The organism is Janthinobacterium sp. NKUCC06_STL (genome assembly GCF_019345455.1).
GTDB classification, from domain to species: Bacteria; Pseudomonadota; Gammaproteobacteria; order Burkholderiales; family Burkholderiaceae_D; genus Janthinobacterium; species Janthinobacterium rivuli.
Genome location: NZ_JAHKQY010000007.1, coordinates 285,219 through 304,629 on the forward strand (window position 1 = coordinate 285,219; position 19,411 = coordinate 304,629).

At 62.2% G+C, this 19,411-nt stretch carries 18 protein-coding genes and 1 tRNA gene; 8 read left to right on the plus strand and 11 right to left on the minus strand.

Features of this window, described 5'->3' with window-relative positions; genetic code table 11:
- Position 1 precedes the first annotated feature (1 nt).
- The 5 genes from tssE to KO539_RS21665 all read right to left on the minus strand — a co-directional run bounded on the left by tssE (position 2) and on the right by KO539_RS21665 (position 3,633).
- Positions 2–493 (minus strand): type VI secretion system baseplate subunit TssE, encoded by a 492-nt coding sequence (gene tssE / locus KO539_RS21645; RefSeq protein ID WP_035817453.1) that lies wholly within the window; start codon positions 491–493, stop codon positions 2–4.
- Between the two features lie 97 nt (positions 494–590).
- Positions 591–1,082 (minus strand): type VI secretion system tube protein Hcp, encoded by a 492-nt coding sequence (locus KO539_RS21650; protein ID WP_035817450.1) that lies wholly within the window; start codon positions 1,080–1,082, stop codon positions 591–593.
- 33 nt (positions 1,083–1,115) lie between these two features.
- Positions 1,116–2,600, minus strand: a complete 1,485-nt coding sequence (tssC, locus tag KO539_RS21655) for a type VI secretion system contractile sheath large subunit (protein WP_099664664.1) — start codon at positions 2,598–2,600, stop codon at positions 1,116–1,118.
- A 1-nt stretch (position 2,601) separates the two neighbouring features.
- The gene (gene tssB / locus KO539_RS21660; RefSeq protein ID WP_035817446.1) at positions 2,602–3,111 is read right to left on the minus strand and encodes a type VI secretion system contractile sheath small subunit; all 510 of its coding nucleotides are present in this window, start codon (positions 3,109–3,111) and stop codon (positions 2,602–2,604) included.
- Positions 3,112–3,183: 72 nt separating this feature from the next.
- Entirely contained in the window at positions 3,184–3,633 is a 450-nt protein-coding gene (locus tag KO539_RS21665) for a hypothetical protein (RefSeq protein ID WP_225240734.1), read from the minus strand.
- On the opposite strand from KO539_RS21665, the gene KO539_RS21670 reads away from it, so the two are divergent.
- From KO539_RS21670 to KO539_RS21690, 5 genes are all read left to right on the plus strand, one after another.
- Complete coding sequence (locus KO539_RS21670; RefSeq protein ID WP_219311680.1) at positions 3,626–3,847, plus strand: hypothetical protein; 222 nt, start codon at positions 3,626–3,628, stop codon at positions 3,845–3,847. The genes KO539_RS21665 and KO539_RS21670 overlap by 8 nt on opposite strands.
- Before the next feature lie 200 nt (positions 3,848–4,047).
- Entirely contained in the window at positions 4,048–5,394 is a 1,347-nt protein-coding gene (tssK, locus tag KO539_RS21675) for a type VI secretion system baseplate subunit TssK (RefSeq protein ID WP_035817442.1), read from the plus strand.
- Positions 5,395–5,403: 9 nt separating this feature from the next.
- A complete protein-coding gene (gene icmH, locus KO539_RS21680; RefSeq protein WP_035817440.1) occupies positions 5,404–6,186 on the plus strand; it encodes a type IVB secretion system protein IcmH/DotU in 783 nt (260 codons plus the stop codon).
- Positions 6,186–10,001, plus strand: a complete 3,816-nt coding sequence (gene tssI / locus KO539_RS21685) for a type VI secretion system Vgr family protein (RefSeq protein WP_219311631.1) — start codon at positions 6,186–6,188, stop codon at positions 9,999–10,001. Before icmH ends, tssI begins: the two co-directional genes overlap by 1 nt.
- A 41-nt stretch (positions 10,002–10,042) precedes the next feature.
- Positions 10,043–10,513, plus strand: coding sequence for a hypothetical protein (locus KO539_RS21690; RefSeq protein ID WP_099402773.1), 471 nt, complete (start codon positions 10,043–10,045; stop codon positions 10,511–10,513).
- A gap of 215 nt (positions 10,514–10,728) precedes the next feature.
- Here the strand turns inward: KO539_RS21690 and KO539_RS21695 are convergent.
- The 6 genes from KO539_RS21695 to cysS all read right to left on the minus strand — a co-directional run bounded on the left by KO539_RS21695 (position 10,729) and on the right by cysS (position 17,091).
- Positions 10,729–10,821 (minus strand) — tRNA-Ser (locus KO539_RS21695).
- A gap of 110 nt (positions 10,822–10,931) precedes the next feature.
- On the minus strand, positions 10,932–12,179 hold the full coding sequence (locus KO539_RS21700) for an aspartate kinase (protein ID WP_035817435.1): 1,248 nt from the start codon (positions 12,177–12,179) through the stop codon (positions 10,932–10,934).
- A 196-nt stretch (positions 12,180–12,375) separates the two neighbouring features.
- Positions 12,376–13,794, minus strand: coding sequence for a tRNA lysidine(34) synthetase TilS (gene tilS / locus KO539_RS21705; protein WP_219311633.1), 1,419 nt, complete (start codon positions 13,792–13,794; stop codon positions 12,376–12,378).
- Between the two features lie 151 nt (positions 13,795–13,945).
- Positions 13,946–14,920, minus strand: coding sequence for an acetyl-CoA carboxylase carboxyltransferase subunit alpha (locus KO539_RS21710; RefSeq protein WP_034756951.1), 975 nt, complete (start codon positions 14,918–14,920; stop codon positions 13,946–13,948).
- A gap of 54 nt (positions 14,921–14,974) precedes the next feature.
- The gene (locus KO539_RS21715; protein ID WP_217916910.1) at positions 14,975–15,694 is read right to left on the minus strand and encodes a DNA-3-methyladenine glycosylase; all 720 of its coding nucleotides are present in this window, start codon (positions 15,692–15,694) and stop codon (positions 14,975–14,977) included.
- Positions 15,694–17,091, minus strand: coding sequence for a cysteine--tRNA ligase (gene cysS / locus KO539_RS21720; RefSeq protein WP_219311635.1), 1,398 nt, complete (start codon positions 17,089–17,091; stop codon positions 15,694–15,696). Before cysS ends, KO539_RS21715 begins: the two co-directional genes overlap by 1 nt.
- A gap of 279 nt (positions 17,092–17,370) precedes the next feature.
- On the opposite strand from cysS, the gene KO539_RS21725 reads away from it, so the two are divergent.
- The 3 genes from KO539_RS21725 to KO539_RS21735 all read left to right on the plus strand — a co-directional run bounded on the left by KO539_RS21725 (position 17,371) and on the right by KO539_RS21735 (position 19,405).
- Positions 17,371–18,000, plus strand: coding sequence for a peptidylprolyl isomerase (locus KO539_RS21725; protein ID WP_176390933.1), 630 nt, complete (start codon positions 17,371–17,373; stop codon positions 17,998–18,000).
- A 71-nt stretch (positions 18,001–18,071) separates the two neighbouring features.
- A complete protein-coding gene (locus KO539_RS21730; RefSeq protein WP_034756945.1) occupies positions 18,072–18,563 on the plus strand; it encodes a peptidylprolyl isomerase in 492 nt (163 codons plus the stop codon).
- 86 nt (positions 18,564–18,649) lie between these two features.
- On the plus strand, positions 18,650–19,405 hold the full coding sequence (locus tag KO539_RS21735; RefSeq protein ID WP_219311637.1) for a UDP-2,3-diacylglucosamine diphosphatase: 756 nt from the start codon (positions 18,650–18,652) through the stop codon (positions 19,403–19,405).
- Positions 19,406–19,411: the final 6 nt, after the last annotated feature.

Genomic DNA, 19,411 nt, shown 5'->3' on the forward strand with positions numbered 1-19,411 from the left:
CTCAGGCTCCCGTGGACGCGGCGCGGCGTCCCTTGCTGATCGTGTAATGCAGGCTGGAAGGCTGCAGGATGGCGTCGAAGCTGACCGGTTCGTGCGCCGCATGCACCACCAGCAGCGCGCTGATGGCGAAATTGAGGCGGTTGATCGAGCCTTCCTCGATTTCCAGCGATGCGCGTACCTGGCGCAAGCGCGGCTCGTGGCGGGCGATGGCCTTTTCCAGGCACTGGCAGATATAGGCGCGGTCGTCCGTGCTCGACAGGCTAAGCCCGGCGAAATCGTTCAAGCCGTACGTGATGATCGACTTGCCGCATTCGGGAAAGGGTTTGAGCAGCGCCTCGGGCAGCACGGCGCGCGTGTTGAGCAGCGCTTCGAGATCGCGCGCCACGGTGTCTTTCAAGTCCTCGAGCGAAAGGCGCGAGACGGTGCCGCTGGAGGCGCCGTGCACGGGCGTATCCATCAGGCGGTCGAACAGGCCCGGCGTAAAACCTTTCATGGGTTTCCCGTTTCATGGCTGGCGTGGACGCCGCTGCCGGCGGCCAGGAAAGCCAGCGGCGGCAGAGCGCGCCGCTGGCGTACGCGGTCAGATACGATCAGGCCGTCTTGTTGGCCGACAGATCCCAGCCGCCGGAGGTGTTGCCGCCCGAACCGCCGCCCACTTTTTGCTGGGTGTATTTCCACTTGACCTTGGAATACTTGAGCGCCAGGTCTTCGCCGAGTATGTCGCCCGCGGCCACCGATGGCGCCACGCTGCTGATCATCACGTTCTCGAGTTCGATTTCGAAGTACTTGATGCGCTCGCCCTGGCCATCGGCGCGCAGGAACTCGAGCTTGGCTTTCGGGATGGTCTTGCCCGAGGAGCAAGTCTGCAGCAGCAAGGGGCTGGCGAGATCGGCCATCTTGGCGATGACGATATCCTTGTGCTCGGTACGTTCGGCGGTATGGCCGCCGCCCGTCGAGGCGGTCGCCGATTTGGGTTGCAACACCTGCCACTGGACCGACTTGCATTCGATCCAATCTTTGTGGCTGTTATCCGTGGATTCGCCTTTGATGCCATCAATTTGCAAGTATACGTCGATTGCCATGTCATTCCTTTCAAGGGTGTGAAGAAAAATACATTACGATTTGGTCGACTGCGGAAGCTCCGCGACCAAACGGAGTGAAACGGACAATTCGTCCAGTTGAAAATGCGGACGCAAAAAGGACACGGCGCGGTACACGCCGGGCCGGCCCGGCACTTCCGCCACCTGCACCGAGGCTTCGCGCAGCGGAAACTGGGCTTTCTGTTCCTGGCTGGCGTTATCGTCGAGCAGCACGTACTGCGTCAGCCAGCGGTTGAGGAAATCTTCCACGTTGGAGGCGGCGGCAAAGCTGCCGATCTTGTCGCGCATCATGGCCTTCATGTAGTGGGCGATGCGCGACACGGCGAAGATGTATTGCAGCTGCGCCGACAGCACGGCGTTCGCATTGGCGGCGTCGGTATTGTATTTTTTCGCCTTCTGCGCCGACTGGGCGCCGAAAAACGCTGCATAGTCCGTGTTCTTGCAGTGCACGAGGGAGATGAAGCCCAGGTCGCTCAATTCCTTTTCGCGGCGGTCCGTGATGGCGATCTCGGTCGGGCATTTCAGTGCCACCTCGCCCTCGTCCGTCTTGAAGGTATGCGTCGGCAAGTCTTCCACCAGGCCGCCGCCCTCCACGCCGCGGATCGCCGCGCACCAGCCGTAATCCTCGAAGGCGGCCGTCAGCTTGGTGCCGAACGCGTAGGCGGCGTTGCACCACAGGTATTTCTGGTGGTCGGTGCCGTCGACGTCCTCGACGAAATTGAAGCCGTCGACCGTGGCGCCATCGAGCGGATTGAACGGCAGCCGGCCCAGGAAGCGGGGCAAGGTCAGGCCTACATAGCGCGAATCTTCCGATTCGCGCAGGGATTTCCACTTCGCATACTCGACCGTGTCGAATACCTTGGCCAGGTCGCGCGGCTTGCCAAGATCGCTGTAGCTTTCCAGGCCAAACAGTTCCGGCGACGCGGACGAGATGAACGGCGCGTGCGCGGCGGCGGCCACATGCGACATCTGTTCGATGAAATACATGTCTTCCGGCTGGCGGCTGAATTCGAAGTCGCCCAGCAAGGTACCGAACGGAGCCCCGCCGAAGGTGCCGAATTCCTCTTCGTAGACCTTCTTGAACATGGTCGACTGATCGAACTCCAGCGCGCTCTGGAAATCCTTGACCAGTTCGCGCTTGGTCGCGTTCATCATCTTGATTTTCAGGTTCGTGCCGGTGGCCGTGTTCTTCACCAGGTAATGCAGGCCCGTCCAGCTGCTTTCCAGCTTCTGGAATTCGGGCGCGTGCATGATGGCGCTGAGCTGCGCGGAAATGAGCTGGTCCAGTTCGGCCACGCGGGCATCGATGGTAGCGGCCAGGTTATTCGATACCACCACCGTGCCATCCATGACCTGGCTCACCAGTTCGGAAATCAGATCCTTGGCGCGGGCGTGTTCGACGCTGGACTTGGCCACCTTGCTCTGCTCGACGATCTGGTCGAGCAAATCGATTTCGGCGGCGCCGGCGGCGCTCAATGCGGGGGTCAGTTGTGCGGACATATCAATCTTTCCTGACGTGCGAATGTTGTTCCAGCTGGGCCAGTTTTTCCGTGCTGTTGAGCACGTCATTCAGGATGTCTTCCAGCTTGTCGTTGCCGGCCAGCTTGTTGCGCAGGTCGGCCAGCTTGGTGCGCGCCTCGAGCAGCTTGCGCAGCGGCTCGACCTGCCCGACCACCGCTTCCGGGCGGAAATCGGCGATCGAGCGGAATTTCAGTTCGACGCCGAACTGGTCGCCGCCGGCGCCCAGTTCATTCGGCACGCGGAAGGTGGCGCGCGGCTCGATGCCCTTCATCACTTCATCGAAATTATCGCGGTCGATATCGACGAACTTGCGGTCCTTCAGGCGCTTCTGTTCGAGTTCGGAATTGCCGCCGAAATCGCCGACCACGCCGACCACGAAGGGCAGCTCCTTGTTTTCGATGGCGTCGCCGATCTCGACGTCATACGTCATCTGCACGCGTGGCGGGCGTACCTTTTGCAAGCGCTTCTGCACACTATCTTTCTTCGACATGACATCCCCTTCCAAATATTGGCGGCATCGGCGATGCGCCTGTTGAACTGCGGCGTAGCTGTGCCTGGCTGACTACTTCAGGGCATTGAATGGATTGGCGCTGCCCTCGTCGGCAGTGCGCTTGCTTGGCTGCTTGCGCGACGCGCGCACGGGCGGCTTGTCCGGCGGCGGCACCAGCACGGTTTCGCCGAGGCTCTCGCGCAGCAGCTTGGCCAGATCCTGCGATTCCGCGCGCAGCGGACCGGACAGGTTGTTCTGACGGCTCAGGTCAGCCAGCGCCCGCGTCGACAGGCGCAGCCCGCTGATGGCGATCACGCTGTTGGCCAGCTTGTCGGCAGGATCGCGCACCAGCACTTCCTGGGCGTTGAGGATGGCTTCGCCGTACTGGCCGGCATCGTAGCGGCTTTGCGCCATGCGCACCCAGGGCTGCTTGTCGGCGGGCGCGGCGGCTGCGGCCTCCTGCCACAGCGCCAGCGCCGCCGCCTTGTTGCCCGTGTCCACGGCCTGCGTGGCCTTGGCCATCAGCTCCTCCAGCGTCGGCGACGCCACGACGGGCGGCGCTTTGGCCACCGGCGCCGTACTACAGGCGCTGAGGGCAAAAGCACAGGCGATAACTGCAAGCGTGCGTAACGAAACCGAGCGTGTCATGTTGAGCATTCCTTCAAAAAAGAAGACTGTTTGGGGAACTGAAAAGTTGCTTTTTATAGTTGCTAATTATCTATTTTTCGGAGCGTAACATGATTTGAAAATTCACTGCGTTCGATAGAAAATACGCGAAAACTCACACTACTCACGCCAAAAACGTACAGTACGCGCCATTATTCAAGATAATGTTAAGGTTCCTGCAGTTGCGAAAAAAGCACCACCTTGCGCGATGCGAAGCATGATTTTTCAGTCGCTGCCGCGCCTCACTGTGTCTGGCATAGAGGGCAATCCATGAGCATGGCAAACAAATTGTTATGGGGCGAAGGGCTGTTCCTGCGGCCCCAGCATTTCCAGCAGCAAGACCAGTACCACGAACAGCGCCTGCACGAAAGCGTCAAGGCGCTGCATCCGTATGCGTGGGGCGTAAACCAGTTGCAGATCGACCGCGATGCGCTGGCCAACAACAGCTTGCGCCTGCTGGAACTGTCGCTGGTCTTCCAGGACGGCGAAATCTACAACGCCGCCGGGAGCGATGAACTACCCGACGCGCTGGACTTGGGCAACGTGCCGTCGTCCTTGCAATCGGTGACCTTTCACGCCGCCTTGCCGGCGTTCAAGCCGTTCGGCGGCAACTTCGCCGCCAGCGGCCAGCCCAACAACGCGGCGCGCTACGCCCAGGCCAATCTGAGCACGCCGGATCTGTACACCCAGGCCGCGCAGGCCGAACTGACCTACCTGAAAAAAACTCTGCGCCTGGTCGCCGATGCCGAACCGCGCGATTCCTACGTCAGCTTCCCGCTGCTGCGCCTGCGGCGCCTGTCGACGGGCGGCTTCGAGCAGGATCCGGCCTTCGTGCCGCCCAGCCTGTCCATCCGCAGCGCGCCCCTGCTGTTCCTGCAGCTGCGCCGCCTGATCGACGCGCTGCAGGCCAAGGTCAACGCGCTGTATGGACATCACCGTGAGCCGAGCAAGAGCGTGATCGAGTTCCGCTCCGGCGACATGTCCTCGTTCTGGCTGCTGCATACGGCCAGCGCGGCCTACGCCTCGCTCAGCCATTATTTCCATCATCCGGCCCTGCATCCGGAGCGGCTGTACGAACAGCTGCTGGGCCTGGCGGGCGGCTTGATGACCTTTTCAAGAAGCCATGCGCTGGCCGACCTGCCGCCGTACCGGCATGCCGATCCCGGTCCCGCGTTCGCCCAGCTGCACGCCATGATCCGCGAATTGCTCGACACCGTGATCTCGTCGAAATACTTCGCCATCGCGCTGACGGAAACCAAGCCGTCCTACCATCACGGCAAGCTCGACTCGGAAAAGATCGATGCCAAGACGGCGTTCTACCTGGGCGTGTCGGCCGACATGGCCGGCGTGGAACTCGTCGACGTGGTGCCGCTGCGCTTCAAGGTGGGCGCGCCGGACGACGTGGAAAAATTCGTCCTGTCCGCCCTGCCCGGAGTGCGCCTGCAGCATGCGCCGCAGGTGCCGGCCGCCGTGCCGGTGCGCCCCGACATGTTTTACTTCACCATCGAGGCCAAGGGACAGATGTACGAACGCATGCTGCAGGCGCAGTCGCTGCTGGTGTATGTCCCGTCCGGCATGCGTGAACTGAAACTCGAACTTGTCGCCGTCACTTCCTGAGGTCCAACGATGCACTCCAGCGCTACCCCTTCCCTGATGTCCGGCGGCCAGGCCGCCTATGCCTCCAGCATGGCTGCCGGTCCCGGCACCGAACACACCTTGATGGACTTGATGTACGACGGCTTTTACGCCCTCTTCATGCTGAAGAACGGCAGCGGGCCGCAAGACAATGCCGATTTCATCAGCAAGATGACGCACTTCCTTGATGAGTTCAGCCGCGGCGCGAAAAAACAGGGCGCGTCGGCGGACGACATCGATGCCGCAAAATATGCGTTCTGCGCGGCCGTCGATGAAATCATCCTGCGCTCGCCCTACAGCATCCGCGACGAATGGGCGCGCCGGCCCTTGCAGCTGGTGCTGTTCGGCGACCAGCTGGCCGGCGAAAACTTCTTCATCCGTCTCGAAGCGCTGCGCGCGCGCGGCAGCGCGCACCTGCAGGCGCTCGAGGTCTTCCACATGTGCCTGCTGCTGGGTTTCCAGGGCCGCTACATCCTCGAAGGCCCGGAAAAACTCAACTACCTGACGGCGCGCCTGGGCGACGAAATCGCCCAGATGAAGGGCAAGAAAACCGGCTTCGCCCCGCATGCGGAGCGGCCCGACCAGATCATCCACAAGCTGCGCAACAACGTGCCGGTCTGGGTGCTGTGTTCGGTGTTCGCCCTGATCTGCGCCATGGGCTACCTGGGGCTGCGCACCATGCTGGCCAAACAGACGCAAGCGCAGATCAATGCCTACAACGACATCGTCAAGCTGGCGCCGCGCGTGGCTAACCTGAGCATTACCCTGCCGTGATGAGCAACGCACAAGCAAGCCCCGCAGCGACGGGCCAGTTCGGCACAGGCCTGAGCCAGCATGCGCGGCTCATCACCCTGGCCACGGCGCAGCAGTCCGGGCAGCCGGAATCGCTGATGGCGGAACAGTTCGAGGGCCGCGAGGCCGTCAATGAACTGTTCCGCTTCGAGGTCGACGCCCTGAGCACCGCGGCCAGCCTGGACCTGGCTTCCTTCATCGGCGAGGAAATGACGCTGTGCCTCCTGCAGCCCGACGGCAGCCAGCGCGCCTGGCACGGCATCTGCACCGATTGCGCCTGGATCGGCGCCGACGGCGGCGTGGCGCGCTACCGGCTGCGCCTCGAGCCGGCCCTGGCCCTGCTGCAGCTGCGCCGCGACAGTTATATTTTTCAGGACAAGAACGCGCGCGACATCGTCACCGAGCTGCTGGCCGACTACCCGCAGCTGCGCTTCGAATTCGACGTCAGCCAGGCCTTGGCCACGCGCGCCATCTGTACCCAGTACCGCGAAAGCGACTTCGAATTCTTCACGCGCCTGCTGGCGGCGGAAGGCCTGAGCTGGCGCTTCGAGCACGACCAGCCCGGCGGCGCGCAGGAAGGCGGCGATGGCGACGCGCAGGCCAGGCACAAGCTGGTGATCTTCGACAGCAAGGCCACCGCGCCGCAGACGCCGGGCGGCGCCGAGATGCGCTTTCACGGCGTGCGCGCCACCGATACGGACGACGCCATCGACCGCTTCGGCGCGCGCCGCCAGCTGCGGTCGAATGCCGTCAGCATCAGCAGCTGGCATCCGGAACAGGTGACGGCGCCCGCCGCCGAGCAGGTTTCCAGCCTGGAGGCGGGACAATTGCCGCAGCTGGCCGTGTATGACGGCGCCGGCGAACGCCAGCACGCCGACCGCGCGGCGGCCGGGCCGCACAGCGAGCGCATGCTGCAAGCGCTGGAACTGGACAACAAGCAGTTCGACGGCGCCGGCGCCGTGCGCCGCCTGGCCGCCGGCCACGCCATGCGCCTGCTGCAGCACGAACAGCATGCCGATGGCGCCAACGCCTTCACCGTGCTGTGGGCCGAACACCAGGCGCGCAACAATGCGGGAACAGCCGGCGCCGGCCTGGGCGGCATGCTGTCGACGCTGGCCAGGACGGCCGGCCTGGGCGGCGTGGCCGACTGGATCGCCGGCCAGATCGAACCGGGCACCTACCGCAACCGCTTCGGCTGCGTGCGCACCAGCGTGGCCATCGTGCCGCGTGCCACCGCCGCGCGCGCGCCGGCCGTGGCGCTGGGTCCGCAAACGGCGCTGGTGGTGGGGCTGGCCGACAGCGTGGCCACCACGGGCCGCGACCACCAGGTGCGCATCCAGTTCGCCTGGCAGCGCGGCAGCGCCGCCAATCCGGGCGGCCTGGCGCACAACACCGACCAACAGGGCAACGCGCCCGGCAACGAGGCCTCCGGCGCCTGGGTGCGCGTGGCCGAAGCGCTGGCCGGCCCGAACTGGGGTTCGCAATTCACGCCGCGCCTCGGCACGGAAGTGCTGGTCGACTTCATCGAAGGCGACATGGACCGCCCGCTGGTCGTCGCCCAGCTCTACACGGGCAGCGACACGCCGCCGTATGCGGCCGGCGAGGATTCGGGCGTCAACCACGCGGGCGTCCTGTCGGGCATGCACAGCCACAATTTCGACGGCGCCGGCTACAACCAGTGGGTACTCGACGATACCCAGGGCCAGCTGCGCACCCGGCTCGCTTCGAGCAGCGCCGCCACCGAGCTCAATCTGGGCTACCTGGTGCAGCAAGGCGCCAGCTCGGCGCAACGGGGCAGCTACCGCGGCAGCGGCTTTGAACTGCGCACCGATGCCTGGGCCATGCTGCGCGCCGGCGAAGGCATGCTGATCTCGACCACGGCGCGCGCGCGCCAGGGCGCCGGCGTGACCTCGAGCCAGCTCGACACGAAGGAAGCGCTGGCCCTGCTGCGCGGCGCCTGTGAACTGAGCAAGACGGTGGCGACGTCGGCTAGCCAGCAAAACGCCCTCGTCAGCAAGGATGCGAACCAGGCGCAGCTGGACATGGCGGCGCAGATCGACCCGCAACAGGATGGCAAGTACCAGGCCGCTGTCGGCGGCCAGGAAGCCAGCAAGACGGGCAGCGGCACGCGCGCGCCCGATACGGCGCAGCCCGTGGAACGCTACGCCCAGCCGCTGGTGGTGATGGAGTCGCCCAGCAGCATCAACTGGGCCACGCCCGCGTCGACCGTGCTGTTCGCGGGCCAGCAGCTGCACTGGACGGCGCAGGCCGACCTGCACATGACGGCCGGCCAGACGGTCGCCTCGGTGGCGGCCAACGCGGCCACGCTGTTCAGCCAGGAAGGCGGCATCAAGGCCGTCGCGGGCAACGGCCCCGTCTCGCTCGAAGCGCATACCGACCAGCTGGAAATCCTCGCCGATCAAGCCATCACGGTAATCTCCGTGAGCGACAGCATCGACATCAAGGCCAACCAGAAAATCGTCCTGCAGGCGGGACAATCGTCGATCACGCTCGAAGGCGGCGACATCACCTTCCGCTGCCCCGGTCATTTCACGGTCAAGGGCGGGCAGCATGTCTTCAACGGCGGCGCCAGCGTCGCCGCCGGCCTGCCGCCGCTGCCCGACAGCCGCCTGAAACTGTTCGACGAAGGCTTCGTGCTGAAAGACCGCGACACGGGCGAACTGATGCCGCGCCAGCCGTACCGCGTCAAGCGCGCCGACGGCAGCATCGAAACGGGCATGACGGACGCCAGGGGCTTGACCCACATCGTGGCGGCTGCCGCCGTCGAGCTACTGGTGATCGAACTGCTCAAATCGCCGGGAGAGTTGCCCGAGACACCGGACAGCCCTGCGCCCGCACCCGCGCCAGATACGCGCGCCAAGGCGCCCGCGCCCGGCACGACGGCCAAGGCGCCGCCCAAGCCCGAGCCAAAATTCAAGGAAACGGGTACGTCGAGCACCAGTCCCGTCGACAACAAGCAGCGCAAGGAAGTGCTGATCAAGCGCCCCGCCTGCTGGATCGCCGACTACGAAAAGGAGATCGATGTCTCCAGCGTGCCGCGCTACAACAATACTTTCGGCACCAATGGCGCGCCGCATAATTATTTCGACACCGTGCGCTACAAGATCTACGTGCCCGTCAAGTCGAATACCAGCATCATCGCCGAATTGCGCGTCAAGGTGGTGACGGTGCTGTCGGCCGAAGACCAGGCGCTGGAAGCGCGCGAGAAGGGTACCCCACAGGCCGCCACGCGGGCCAAGCAGCGCGCCGCCGTCATCAAGTACGTCAAGGAAGTCGCCAGGACGGGCCTGGAACAGCACTGGAACAATAAATTCCGCATGGAGATCGTCGATCCGGAATGCGGCACGCGCATCCTGCCCATCGTCTACCGCGTGGAGTACGTGGAAAGCAGGGAGCACTACACCATGCAGATCCACAAACGCTACGACCGCGAAGGCGTGACCGGCACCGTGATCGACGTATCGATGGCCACCAACGGGCAAACCCATGCGCATGAATTCGGCCATTGCTATGGCATACCGGACGAATATTCCTATGTCGACGGCGATGACGAAACCGTCAAGTACATGAAGCCCGACGGCAGCTGGGATGCGCCCGTGCCAGCCCTGGCGGACGGCGCGGAACCGGACCCGGCGGTGGCCAACATCATGAGTGCCTACGGCTCCGTGATTGTCCTCAAGCGGCACGGCTGGCAAATCGCCATCGAAGTACAAGAATTGCTGCGGGCGAAAATAGGACGGAAAATCAAATGCGATATCATCCTCAATGGCTCGTAACCGGGCTGTTTGCAACCTCCCTACACCTCACAGGACACGCCATGCCGAACGACGTACTTTCCGTTAGCGCCCATTGCCTCGACAATCCGGCCTGCATTTTCACGGGCAGCGACATGCGCATCGAGGTCGTCATCAAAAATACCGGCAGCGCGGCCGTCGGCTATCCGCTCGACTACATCCAGCAGCGCGGCCCCAACCTGCGCCTGGTCGACAACGTGAGCGAACAAAGCCAGGTCCTGAAGACGGGCCTGGCGAACCATGCGCTCAAGCGCGCCTTTACCACCATCGCGCCGGGCCAGTCGATTGCGCTGCAAAGCATCATCAAGCATACGGAACTGCTGCTGTTCCGCAAGGAATTCGTCGACGTGACGGCCGAAATCGGCGTCTCGGCGGGGATCCGGATCGGCGGCGGCGCCGCATCTGACGCTGGCGAGGAAACGTTGCCGTTCAAGGGCGGGACGAGCTTGAAGATTATTGGCAGGGATACGCTGGAGCGGGAGGCGAAGCGGTGATTTTGGCTGTGGCAGGCGATACGTGGGCGCTGGCCGCTACGGCCTGAGATGAGGGGACGGCGTTGGCCGCTGCGCGGCCAACGTGCCGCGCGCAGCGCGGTGGTTGGGCGATTCAGATAGCCTCGCGCCCCTCAGGGCGCTCCGTCTTCGAATCCCACCGTTCCGTCCAGACAAATAAAAAAGCCTCCCGCAGGGGAGGCTTTTTTGTTTGATTCTGGCGGAGACGGTGGGATTCGAACCCACGATACAGGTATAAGCCGTATGCATCCTTAGCAGGGATGTGCCTTCGGCCACTCGGCCACGTCTCCTAGCTGATTACTCAACTATGTCTCTGTAGCTAACTGCGCTGCAGCGACGAACGTCATAATATCGACTGCCCCCCCTTTGGTCAAGGGCGTGGGGCAATTTTTTTGGATATTTAAGCTTTTTCCAGCTCGAACGCCTTATGCAGCGCACGCACGGCCAGTTCCATGTACTTTTCATCGATCAGCACGGAGATCTTGATCTCGGAAGTGGAGATCATCATGATGTTGATGCCCTCTTCCGACAGGGTGCGGAACATTTGCGAGGCGACACCAACATGGCTGCGCATGCCCACGCCGACGACGGACAGTTTCGACACTTTCGCGTCGCCCGTGATGCTGGCCGCGCCCAGCGATTCGCGGTTCGCTTCCAGCACGGCCAAGGCGCGCGTGTACTCGCCGCGCGAAACGGTGAAGGTGAAGTCCGTTTTACCGTCGACCGACTGATTCTGTATGATCATGTCGACTTCGATGTTCGCATCCGCCACCGGTCCCAGGATGTGGTACGCCACGCCTGGACGATCGGGTACGCCGAGCACGGTGATTTTGGCTTCATCGCGGTTGAAGGCGATGCCGGAGATGACTGCTTGTTCCATGTTTGTATCTTCCTCAAACGAAATCAGGGTGCCTGAATTGGCTTCTATTTCCAGCGGCAACATCGGGTCGGTCAGCGACGACAGCACGCGCGTGGGCACGCGGTAGTTGCCGGCGAATTCAACCGAACGCGTTTGCAGCACTTTGGAACCCAGCGAAGCCAGTTCCAGCATTTCTTCAAAGGTGATGGTCTTCAGGCGGCGCGCCTCGGAGACCACGCGCGGGTCGGTCGTGTAGACGCCGTCGACGTCCGTGAAGATCAGGCATTCGGCCGCCTTCATGGCGGCGGCGATCGCCACTGCCGAGGTGTCCGAACCGCCGCGGCCCAGGGTCGCGATGTTGTCGTGTTCGTCAACGCCCTGGAAACCGGTAATGATGACAATCTTGCCCGCATCGAGGTCGCGTTTGACTTTTTCGTCATCGATCGACTGGATGCGTGCCTTGGTAAAGGCGGAATCGGTCTTGATCGCGACTTGCCAGCCAGCATAGGATACGGCTTGTTTGCCGATCGCCAGCAGTGCCATCGACAATAGGCCGACGGACACTTGTTCGCCTGTCGAGGCGATCATGTCAAGTTCACGGGGATCGGGTTGATCCATGATTTCCTTGGCCAGTCCAATCAGGCGGTTCGTTTCGCCCGACATGGCGGATGGCACCACCACGATTTGATGCCCAGCGTCGTGCCACTTGGCAACGCGCTTGGCGACATTCTTGATACGGTCAGTCGAGCCCATCGACGTACCGCCATATTTGTGGACGATTAAAGCCATAAGAGTGAAGTTTCCGCTCAAGAAGAATAAAAAAGGAGGGCTTTACTCTACATGCCGCAATGCAAAATAACAAGCTAAAAAGCGCATTAGCTCATACCGATTGCGCATATGGAAATAACCAATCCATGCAGTCCAGCTGGCTTGGGCAGCCGCTTGGCGGCCACCCCGAGAGTGGCCGTGGCGGCTGGCCCTACGCTCAGCAGGAGACCCAGCGCAAGGCGACACGGGGACGGTCCAGCAGACTCAGGCAATGGCAATCGAGGCCGATACCGGCCGCGAACAGCAATTGTTGCGCCGCACAGACAAGGGGCAGCCGTGCGCGCTCCCAGGCGGGCACGTCAAACGCCTGGTAGTGGTATTTCAAGCTCTTGGTGGGGCGGTTCAAGGCCAGTTTCAGGCGCTCGCCACCCTGGCGGAAGTCTATCGTCAAGGTTTGAGATTGCAGCCAGGCAATATCGATACCTTGGCCGCCCTCTTCCACCGCATCGAAATGCAGCACGCCGCCATACGCGGGAAAGGCCAGGCTGGCTTCGCCTTGCCAGCTAAATTGCTGGCCGGCCTTTTCCAGGCCGGGAATGCCCGCGTCGTCACGCTCGCGCATGCCGGCCAGGTCATCGAGCTTCGGCGTCAGATATAAACGGTCGCGGTGGCGCCGCACATGGCATTCGGGGTGCGTGACCAGCAATTGCGCATCGGGCCGCGCTTCCAGCAACTGCGCCAGCATTTCCGCCAGCCACGCCGTCGACGGCATGCGCAAGCCGCGCGTGCCGAACCAGTGGCGCAGCAGGTTGTAGCAGCGGTCCGCGCTCAACTCGCGCAATTTCGCCAGCTCGATGCAGTCGCCGTCGAGGCACGCCGCCAGATCCTGCGTCGCCAGTTCCGTCAGCAGGCGCTGCGCCGATTGCGCATGCTGGGCGCTGCGGGCGAAGCGCTCCTGGAAACCGGGAAACGCCTGCGCCAGCACGGGCATCACCTGATGCCGCAAGGCATTGCGGGCGAAGCGGGGATCGTCGTTCGATTCATCGTGGATGTGCGCGATCGCATGGCTCGCCACATACGCTTCGAGCTGTTTGCGCGACACGGGCAGCAAGGGGCGCGCCATCACCAGGTCCGGATTGCCCAGCAACTCGGGCGCGCTGTTGGCGCCATCCATGCCCGACAAGCCTGCCGTGCCGGAGCCGCGCAGCAATTGCAGCAGCACCGTTTCGGCCTGGTCATCCTGGTGGTGGGCCGTGAGCAGCAGGCGCACGCCGTGCGCGGCGCACAGTTCGCCCAGGGCCGCGTAACGGCGCTTGCGGGCCGCCTCTTCCGTGCCCGTCTTCGCATTCTTTCCCAGGGTGACACGGCGTGCCTCGAAGGCAATCCCCATGCCTGCGCACAATTGCTCGCAGTGCGCCAGCCAGGCATCCGCATTCGGGCTCAGGCCATGGTGCACGTGGAAGGCGTGCAAGGCCATGCCATGCTCTTGCGCCCAGGCATGCGCCAGGTGCAGCAGGGCCGAGGAATCGAGGCCGCCGCTCAGGGCGATGCCGACCGTCTCGCCGGTTTGTGGTCCGCAGGTTGCCAGCGCGCTGGCGAAGATATCGGCGACGGTGGCGGTTTGTTGCTTTTTCAATCAGGACTCCGGGAATGCAAAGAGGGACAGGCTGCTAAACGGATGGTGTCGTTTAGCGGACTGTCCCTGGTGTCGTTTTAACCCAAGACCTTGAAAAGCCGGGGTCAGACCCTGAGGGTCTGACCCCAGACTCTGCCGTTGGGTTTAAATATTACTCGCTCGGCGTCGTTTCCTTGAACTTGCCGTAGCTCAGCAGTTTTTCATGGCGCGCGGCCAGCAGGTCCTTGGTTTTCATGCCGTGGAACTGGCGCAGGGTGTCGGCCAGTGCGCGCTTGAGCAAGGTCGCCATCTGTTTCGGATCGCGGTGGGCGCCGCCCAGCGGTTCGTTGATGATCTTGTCGATCAGGCCCATGGCTTTCAGGCGGTGCGCCGTCAAACCCAGTGCTTCGGCCGCGTCGGAGGCGCGCTCGGCGCTCTTCCACAGGATCGAGGCGCAGCCTTCCGGCGAGATCACGGCATAGGTCGAGTATTGCAGCATCAGCACGGCGTCGCCCACGGCAATCGCCAGCGCGCCGCCGGAACCGCCTTCACCGATGATGGTGGCGATCAGCGGCACTTTGAGTTCGGCCATCACGTACAGGTTGTGGCCGATGGCTTCGGACTGGCCGCGCTCTTCCGCGTCGATGCCGGGGAAGGCGCCTGGCGTGTCAACAAAAGTAAAGATCGGCAGGTTGAACTTTTCAGCCACTTTCATCAGGCGCATGGCCTTGCGGTAGCCTTCCGGCTTCGGCATGCCGAAATTGCGCATGGCGCGCTCTTTCGTGTCGCGGCCCTTCTGGTGACCGATGACCATGCACGGCTGGCCGTTGAAACGGGCCAAGCCGCCCACGACGGACAGATCGTCCGCGTAGCTGCGGTCGCCATGCAATTCGTGGAAATCGGTAAAGATTTCATTCACGTAATCCATGGTGTAAGGGCGCTGCGGGTGGCGCGCGATCTGCGCCACTTGCCAAGGCGTCAGCTTGGCGTAGATATCTTTGGTCAGCTGCTGGCTCTTCTTGGCCAGGCGGTCGATCTCTTCCGAGATGTCGACGGCCGAATCGTCTTGCACGAAGCGCAACTCTTCGATCTTGGAATCGAGTTCCGCGATCGGCTGTTCAAAATTGAGGAAAGTCGTTTTAGTCATTGTACCTCCAGGTTTTACCGGCCACGGCGCCAGGGCGCGCGGCGTCATCTATGTTTATTTTACCGTACCGGCTGCTGCGCCGGGGGCTGCATCGGGTGCGGCAGGGGCGGCTGCAGGGTCGAGACTGCGCCACAAATACCACGTCGCCACGGTGCGCCACGGTTCCCAATTGGCGGAAACCTCGCGCGCATCGCTGCGGGAAACTGGTTCGCCGGAGAAGTAATTGACGCTGATGCCCTGGATCAAACCGGGGTCGTCGAGCGGCAAGACATTCGGCCGGAGCAGATTAAATATCAAAAACATCTCGGCTGTCCAGCGGCCGATGCCGCGGATCTGCACCAGTTCGGCGATGACGGCTTCGTCATCCATCTGGTCCCACTGGCTCGCGTGCACGCGCTTGGCCTTGAAATGGTCGGCCAGGTCGAGGATGTATTCGGTCTTGCGTTTGGACAAGCCGCAGGCGGACAGTTGCTCGGCGCCCGCCTTCAGCACTTGCGAGGGCGTGCATTTCGGGCAAGCGAGCAGCAGCTTTTTCCAGGCAGCATCGGCCGCCTTGGGCGTGATCTGCTGCCCCACCAGCGAACGGGCCAGGGTAGTAAACGGGTCGCTATGGCCGACCAGGTGCAGGTCGCCAAATTGCGGGATGAGCTTTTTCATGATGCGGTCGCGCTTCATCAGCTCGATCTTCGCCTCTTCCCAGTAGGACGGCACCTGGATCACTTGCGCCAAGTCCGTCACCTTGGGGGCTTCCCCGTTTTCCCTGGACGTAGGCATCATGCGCGGCGCCAGTTGGTCGAGCCGTCAGGCTTGTCTTCGAGAATGATGCCCGCCGCCAACAGTTCGGCGCGGATCTTGTCGGACTGCGCAAAGTCGCGTGCCTTTTTCGCCGTGCTGCGCGCCGCGATGGCCGCTTCGATGCCGGCACCCTCGTCCTGGACGCCGGCGGCGGCGCCGACGGTCGCTTGCAGGAATTGCTGCGGCGTGCGTTCCAGCAAGCCGAATACGCCCGCCAGGCCCTTCAATTGACGCGCCAGGGCCGGCGACTTGCTCTTGTTCAGTTCCGTTGCCAGGTCGAACAGGGCGGCCACGGCCAGCGGCGTGTTGAAATCGTCGTCCATCGCTTCACGCACGCGCACGGCATGCGCTTCGCTCCAGTCGATGCCGCCCTCTTCCACCGCCACATCGGCCAGCGCCGTGTACAAGCGGGTCAGCGACAGGCGCGCGTCATCGAGGTGCACGTCCGAGTAATTCAGGGGGCTGCGGTAGTGCGCGCGCAGGATGAAGAATCGGATCACTTCGGCATCGAACTTTTGCAGCACTTCGCGGATGGTGAAGAAATTGCCGAGCGACTTGGACATTTTTTCATTGTCCAGGCGCACGAAGCCGTTATGGATCCAGTAATTGACGCTGGTATGGCCGAACGCGCCTTCGGATTGGGCAATCTCGTTTTCGTGGTGCGGGAATTGCAAGTCCGCGCCGCCGCCATGGATGTCGAACTGTTCACCGAGCAAGGCGCACGACATGGCCGAGCACTCGATATGCCAGCCCGGGCGGCCGCGGCCCCACTTCGAATCCCATTTGACTTCTTCCGGTTCCGATTCTTTCGACGACTTCCACAACACGAAGTCGAGCGGATCGCGCTTGCCCGTGTTCACGTCGACTCTTTCGCCCGCGCGCAGGTCGTCGAGCGACTTGCCCGACAGCTTGCCGTAGTGGGGGAAATTGCGCACGGCATAGTTCACATCGCCGTCCGCGCCCTGGTAAGCCAGGTCTTTCGCTTCCAGCTGCTCGATCAGGCGCAGCATCTGCGGCACGTATTCGGTGGCGCGCGGCGTGTGGTCGGGTGTCAAAATGCCCAGCGCGGCCGTGTCTTCATCCATGTACTGGGTGAAACGCGTCGTCAGCTGGGAAATCGTCTCGCCGTTTTCCACGGCGCGGCGGATGATCTTGTCGTCGATGTCCGTAATGTTGCGCACATAGGTGACGTCGAAACCGGACGCCTTCAGCCAGCGGTAGATGACGTCGAACGCCATCATCATGCGCGCATGGCCGATATGGCAATAGTCGTAGATGGTCATGCCGCACACGTACATGCGTACCTTGCCCGCTTCCATCGGGACGAATACCTGCTTTTCGCGAGCCAGGGTGTTGTAAATCTTTAGATTGCTCATCGTGCTTTGCAAGTGGAGCGGCCGCCAGCCTGGCAAAACGACAGACAGGCGCGGACACCGGGGGTGCCGCGCCACTGAACTGCCGTGTGCGCCGAAGACTGGTCGACCCGCTATATTGTTGTTCTTGTTTGTTAGAATTAGGGCGTTAGCGGTCAAGTATAACATTGATAAAAACCATACTGGCCCGATATGAATCAGGTTTTTACGATGTTCAACCGAATTTTCATTTCTTTACAATTAAAGCAAGTTTAAAGAAAAATAACGATCAAGGACGCCTTCATGCAAGAAATCAAATCGAAACGCCTGTCTTTCCTGGCCCGCTTTTGTACCGTGTTTGCCGGCCTGACCCTGGGCAGCGCCGTCGTGGCAGCCGCTCCGGCGACCGCCCTCGACCCGACGCCGCACGTGGCCCTGAAAACCAGCATGGGCGAGATCGTGCTGGAACTGGACCAGGAAAAAGCGCCGAAAAGCGTGGCCAACTTCCTGCAGTACGTCAACAGCGGTTACTACAAGGGCACGGTGTTTCACCGCGTCATCGACGGCTTCATGATACAGGGCGGCGGCTTCGACAAGAACATGAAGCAGAAAGCCACCAAGGCGCCGATCAAGAATGAAGCACAAAACGGCTTGCAGAATGTCACCTACAGCATCGCCATGGCGCGCACGGGCGACCCGCATTCGGCCACTGCGCAATTCTTTATCAACGTCAACGACAATGGCGCGCTCGACTATCCTGGCCGCGACGGCTTCGGCTACACGGTGTTCGGCAAAGTCGTCAGTGGCATGGACGTGGTCGACAAGATCAAGGCCGTGCCCGTGGCCGACAAGGGTCCGCACCAGAACGTGCCGGTCACCCCCGTGGTGATCGAATCGGCGACTTTACTCAAGACAGCGCCCGCAAAACTGTAAAATAGCGTTTTTGCGGCCCCGAACGACACGGGCCGTTGAATCATTTATCATCCAATTTATTAAGGATCATCATGACCTCCGTCATCATCACCACCAATCTGGGCAAGATCACCGCTGAACTGGACGCCGAGAAAGCGCCGAAAACGGTTGCCAACTTCCTGGCCTACATGAAAGCCGGTCACTACGACAACACGATTTTCCACCGCGTCATCGACGGCTTCATGATCCAGGGCGGCGGTTTCGAGCCAGGCATGAAACAAAAGCCAGCCGACACCACCGTGGAAAACGAAGCCAAGAACGGCCTGAAAAACGACACGTACACGCTGGCCATGGCCCGCACGTCGGATCCGCATTCGGCATCGGCCCAGTTCTTCATCAACATCAAGAACAACAGCTTCCTCGACTACCCAGGCCAGGACGGCTGGGGCTATGCCGTGTTCGGTAAAGTCACCGAAGGCAAGGAAGTCGTCGACGCCATCCGCGCCGTCAAAACCTCGCGCGCCGGCATGTTCGCCGATGTGCCAGTGACGGATGTGATCATCGAGAAGGTAGAAGCCGCGTAATCAGGCTTTCGCATCATGAAAAACAGGCATTGCAGCGTTTGCGCTTTTCCATGCACATCACTTTTTGGGAGCGTTGAACGATGACAATGCCTGCCGCACTCTTTATTTCCGACCTGCATCTGCAGAGCTCGCACCAGCGCACCAGCGCGGCGTTTCTTTCTTTCCTCGAACACCATGCGCAATATGCGCAAGCGCTGTATCTATTAGGCGACCTGTTCGAATACTGGGCCGGCGACGATGACCTGGAAGACCCGTTCAATGCGCGCATGACGGCCGCCATCCGCGCCGTCAGCGATGCGGGCGTGCACGTCTACTGGATCGCCGGCAACCGCGATTTTCTCGTCGGCTCCGGCTTTGCGGCCGCCGCCGGCGCCACCCTGCTCAGCGAACCGCATGTGGCCACGCTTGCCGGCCGGCGCATCGTCTTGCTGCACGGCGACGCCGAATGCACGAAAGACGTGCAATACATGGAGTTTCGCGCCATGGTGCGCCAACCCGCCTGGCAAAAACAGTTCCTGTCCATGCCGCTGGCGCAGCGCAAGGCCATCATCGACGGTTTGCGCAAGAGCAGCCGCGAGCACAATGGCGAAAAGTCCATGGACATCATGGATGTCACGCCCGATGCTGTCGCGCAAGTATTTGCCGAACATGCGAGTACCGTCATGATCCACGGCCACACGCACCGCCCCGCCCTGCATAAAGTCGACGATACCTTGCGCTATGTCTTGCCCGACTGGGAATGCGATGTGACACCGCCGCAACAGCCGCGCGGCGGCTGGATCGCCATCGATACGCGCGGCAACATCACGCGCCACGACCTGAATGGCGACTTCATCGACTAGACGGTC

Excerpts from the sequence above, each read along its gene's own strand:
- KO539_RS21725 (WP_176390933.1), top strand. The coding sequence starts at position 17,371 with ATGCAAGAAATCAAATCGAAACGCCTGTCTTTCCTGGCCCGCTTTTGT.
- tssI (WP_219311631.1), top strand. The coding sequence starts at position 6,186 with ATGAGCAACGCACAAGCAAGCCCCGCAGCGACGGGCCAGTTCGGCACA.
- KO539_RS21715 (WP_217916910.1), bottom strand. The coding sequence starts at position 15,694 with ATGCCTACGTCCAGGGAAAACGGGGAAGCCCCCAAGGTGACGGACTTG.
- tssE (WP_035817453.1), bottom strand. The coding sequence starts at position 493 with ATGAAAGGTTTTACGCCGGGCCTGTTCGACCGCCTGATGGATACGCCC.
- KO539_RS21730 (WP_034756945.1), top strand. The coding sequence starts at position 18,072 with ATGACCTCCGTCATCATCACCACCAATCTGGGCAAGATCACCGCTGAA.
- KO539_RS21650 (WP_035817450.1), bottom strand. The coding sequence starts at position 1,082 with ATGGCAATCGACGTATACTTGCAAATTGATGGCATCAAAGGCGAATCC.
- icmH (WP_035817440.1), top strand. The coding sequence starts at position 5,404 with ATGCACTCCAGCGCTACCCCTTCCCTGATGTCCGGCGGCCAGGCCGCC.
- tssC (WP_099664664.1), bottom strand. The coding sequence starts at position 2,600 with ATGTCCGCACAACTGACCCCCGCATTGAGCGCCGCCGGCGCCGCCGAA.
- KO539_RS21735 (WP_219311637.1), top strand. The coding sequence starts at position 18,650 with ATGCCTGCCGCACTCTTTATTTCCGACCTGCATCTGCAGAGCTCGCAC.
- KO539_RS21690 (WP_099402773.1), top strand. The coding sequence starts at position 10,043 with ATGCCGAACGACGTACTTTCCGTTAGCGCCCATTGCCTCGACAATCCG.
- cysS (WP_219311635.1), bottom strand. The coding sequence starts at position 17,091 with ATGAGCAATCTAAAGATTTACAACACCCTGGCTCGCGAAAAGCAGGTA.
- tssB (WP_035817446.1), bottom strand. The coding sequence starts at position 3,111 with ATGTCGAAGAAAGATAGTGTGCAGAAGCGCTTGCAAAAGGTACGCCCG.
- KO539_RS21710 (WP_034756951.1), bottom strand. The coding sequence starts at position 14,920 with ATGACTAAAACGACTTTCCTCAATTTTGAACAGCCGATCGCGGAACTC.
- tssK (WP_035817442.1), top strand. The coding sequence starts at position 4,048 with ATGAGCATGGCAAACAAATTGTTATGGGGCGAAGGGCTGTTCCTGCGG.
- KO539_RS21665 (WP_225240734.1), bottom strand. The coding sequence starts at position 3,633 with ATGGCCAAGGCCACGCAGGCCGTGGACACGGGCAACAAGGCGGCGGCG.
- KO539_RS21700 (WP_035817435.1), bottom strand. The coding sequence starts at position 12,179 with ATGGCTTTAATCGTCCACAAATATGGCGGTACGTCGATGGGCTCGACT.